This window comes from Anaerobutyricum hallii DSM 3353 (assembly GCF_000173975.1).
Lineage (GTDB): Bacteria > Bacillota > Clostridia > Lachnospirales > Lachnospiraceae > Anaerobutyricum > Anaerobutyricum hallii.
Genome location: NZ_ACEP01000019.1, coordinates 1 through 3,425 on the forward strand (window position 1 = coordinate 1; position 3,425 = coordinate 3,425).

Consider the following 3,425-nt stretch of genomic DNA (forward strand, 5'->3'; position numbering starts at 1 on the left):
TAATTATAGAAATATAAAAAAGATTAAATTTATATTACAAATGATATATTGTAATTAACAGGAAGAAAGGCATATGTTATAATAAACAGCAAAGACAATGTTTGATATGGAGAGGCTTCGTATATTGAATAAAAGTTGGCGTACACCTGTTTTGTTTACTGTGAGGACTTCTGTCACAATCTTGCATTGAATAAAGGCTGATTTTTACGGCCCAAAGAGAGAAAAAGGAGAAGCTTATGAAAAAAATTCATGCATTAGTTATGTCTCTTATCATGCTTTTTATTGTGCTGGCACCAGCACAGAATGTGGAAGCAGCAGGCAAAAGCCTGAAAGTTTCTGAGAAAGCATTTTTCAAAGAGATGAAAGAATTTGACTACAAAGGAATGAACCGCTATGTGAAGGACTGGGGAGAAGGTGGACAGCTTGTGTCGGCATTTTACATGGTTCCGAGTGGTAAAAAGTATTTTGCTAAATGCGCCAGTAAGATGAGTTATCGTATCATTTCCACAAAGAAAAAGGGCAATAAGGCAGATGTGAAAGTGAAGTTCCGCTATGTGAATTGCGAGGATTTTACATTTAATTTCTGTATGAATGCATTTTATTATATGGCAGATGGAAAGCTTGATAATTTATCTTCCATGTCAGAAAAGCAGGTTATAAAGCTGGTAAATGGAATTATTGACAAATCGCAGAAAGATACAAAGTTTAATCGTTTTAAGACAAAAACAGTTACAATTCGTTTTGTGAAAGCAAAGAATTGCTGGAAGGTTCAGAAAGTTTCTGATAAGTTAGCTGATGTTATGATGGCGAACTTTGCATCAAATCTTCAGAATTTGGCAACATTTTCTATTTCGTCAGCTTGTGGAGAAAAGAGCGCATATGTTATACCTGAGACGTCAGAGTATGGGACAGTACAGAAAAAAGTACTGGTTAAAGTATTGAAAAATATTTATGGAAGAAAGCCAGAGTTGTCTGCATAAAGCTCATTTATACATTTGCTGAAAATCTTTATGAAGTTTATTGCATTAAAAATAGTGCTTGCTATTTCTTAATTCCTAGTATATTATTAGGAATTAGGAGGTGGCGAATTATGATGGTTTCGTCCAAAGGCCGTTACGCACTTCGTGTAATGATCTATTTAGCACAGAATGACAGAGAAGAATTAATTCCGTTAAAAGAAATTGCGGAGAATCAAAATATATCCATGAAGTATTTAGAGATGATCGTGAGCCTGCTTCACAAAGGCAATATGCTTATAAGTGGACGCGGGAAAAAAGGAGGATATCGTCTGGCGCGAAAGCCGTCTGAGTACACAATCGGTTCTATTTTAAAGCTGACAGAAAAAACATTGGCTCCTGTCAATTGCTTAGAGGGTGGGAAAGTAACCTGCGAAAAGGCAGGATATTGTATTACTCTTCCGATGTGGCAGAAACTGGATGGGATTATTGATGATTATTTAGAGACAGTGACGCTTGAGGATTTGCTGGAGGGTCGGGTTTAACCTGGTTCTCCAGTATTTTTATGAGGTTGTTTTTTATGTAAAAATTATGATGGCGTATGGATATAAAAGTAATATAAGAGAGACAGAAAGTATTTTAAGAAGTATTTTTTCGGAAATTATGTACATGATAAAAAACAAGAATAGCGGTATCTTTTTAATAAAATCCTATTGACAAGATAGGATTTTCAAGATATAATTCCTATACACTAGATAGGATTTAGAAAGAAGAGGGTGAATTTATGTATATTTATGCAGATAATGCGGGAACTACAAAGATGAGTCCTGTTGCGATAGATGCGATGACAAAGTGCATGAATGAGGTATTTGGAAACCCATCCAGCCTGCATTCTACCGGACAGCGTGCTGCAGAAGTGCTTCAGAAAGCAAGAGAAGATGTTGCAGAAGCATTAGGTGCAGATTTTAATGAGATTTACTTTACTTCCGGCGGAAGCGAAGCAGACAACCAGGCTATTCGTTCTGCTGCTCTTTTTGGAGCAAAGAAGGGTAAGAAACACCTCATTTCCACAAAGATTGAACATCATGCCGTTCTCCATACTCTTAAGAAGTTAGAGCGAGAAGGCTTTGAAGTAACATTACTTGATGTTGGAGCAGACGGAATTGTTGATCCTGCTGACGTAGAGAAGGCAATTCGTGAAGATACAGCATTAGTTACTATTATGTATGCGAACAATGAGATTGGTACATTACAGCCAATAGATGAGATTGCAAAGATTTGTAAAGAAAAGAAAGTAACATTCCACACAGATGCAGTACAGGCAGTTGGACATGTTCCAGTGAACGTACACGCACAGAACATTGATATGTTATCTTTATCCGGACATAAGTTCCACGGACCAAAGGGAATCGGTGTCCTTTACGTTAGAAAGGGTGTTCCACTGTTTAACTTGATTGAAGGTGGCGCACAGGAAAGAGGAAGAAGAGCTGGTACAGAGAATATTCCTGCCATTGTTGGTATGGCAGCAGCATTAAAAGAAGCTGTAGCAAACTTAGATGAGAACATGGCAAAGATTTCTGCTATGAGAGACCGCTTAATTGAAGGCCTTTCACAGGTTGAACATTCCCGTCTGAACGGTGATGCTAAGAAGAGACTTCCAGGTAACGTAAACTTCTGTTTCGAAGGAATCGAGGGAGAATCCCTTTTACTTTTACTTGATGAAAAGGGAATCGAGGCTTCTTCAGGAAGTGCCTGCACATCAGGTTCTCTTGACCCTAGCCATGTATTATTAGCAATCGGACTTCCTCACGAAGTTGCACACGGATCACTCCGTCTTACATTATGTGAAGAGAATACACCAGAACAGATTGAATATATCATTAAAGAAGTTCCGGAAATCGTTTCTTATTTAAGAAACATTTCACCAGTTTGGGAAGAACTTGAGAAGGGAGAAAAGAAACATGTTATATAGTGAAAAAGTAATGGATCATTTCCGTAACCCAAGAAACTTAGGGAAAATGGACGATGCAGACGGTATCGGAGAAGTAGGTAATGCAAAATGTGGTGACATCATGAAGATGTACATCAAAGTAAAAGACGGTATCATTGAAGATGTAAAGTTTAATACATTTGGATGCGGTTCCGCAATCGCCAGCAGCTCTATGGCAACAGAGATGATTAAAGGTAAATCTATTGATGATGCCTTAGAATTATCTAATAAAGCTGTAGTTGAGGCCCTTGACGGACTGCCAACACACAAGATTCACTGTTCCGTATTAGCAGAAGAAGCTGTAAAGGCTGCTGTAAAAGACTACTACGATAAGAATGGAATCGAGTACGATAAAGAAAAATTTGCACCAGACGATTGCCCAACATGTGGGGAATAGTTGATTTGGTGGTTGATGAACCATTTGACAGACAGTTGATAGGCGGCTTATTAGATAATTAACAGACGAAAATGAAAAAGGC

4 protein-coding genes are annotated in these 3,425 nt (G+C 37.9%); all 4 read left to right on the plus strand.

Annotated features, from left to right (window positions below):
- Positions 1-236 precede the first annotated feature (236 nt).
- The 4 genes from EUBHAL_RS01305 to nifU all read left to right on the plus strand — a co-directional run bounded on the left by EUBHAL_RS01305 (position 237) and on the right by nifU (position 3,343).
- Entirely contained in the window at positions 237-980 is a 744-nt protein-coding gene (locus EUBHAL_RS01305) for a hypothetical protein (RefSeq protein ID WP_005343875.1), read from the plus strand.
- 110 nt (positions 981-1,090) lie between these two features.
- Complete coding sequence (locus EUBHAL_RS01310; RefSeq protein ID WP_005343876.1) at positions 1,091-1,501, plus strand: RrF2 family transcriptional regulator; 411 nt, start codon at positions 1,091-1,093, stop codon at positions 1,499-1,501.
- A gap of 239 nt (positions 1,502-1,740) precedes the next feature.
- Positions 1,741-2,928 carry a cysteine desulfurase NifS gene (gene nifS / locus EUBHAL_RS01315; RefSeq protein WP_005343880.1) on the plus strand — a complete coding sequence of 396 codons (1,188 nt, stop codon included), beginning with the start codon at positions 1,741-1,743 and terminating at the stop codon, positions 2,926-2,928.
- Entirely contained in the window at positions 2,918-3,343 is a 426-nt protein-coding gene (gene nifU / locus EUBHAL_RS01320; protein ID WP_005343881.1) for a Fe-S cluster assembly scaffold protein NifU, read from the plus strand. Before nifS ends, nifU begins: the two co-directional genes overlap by 11 nt.
- Positions 3,344-3,425: the final 82 nt, after the last annotated feature.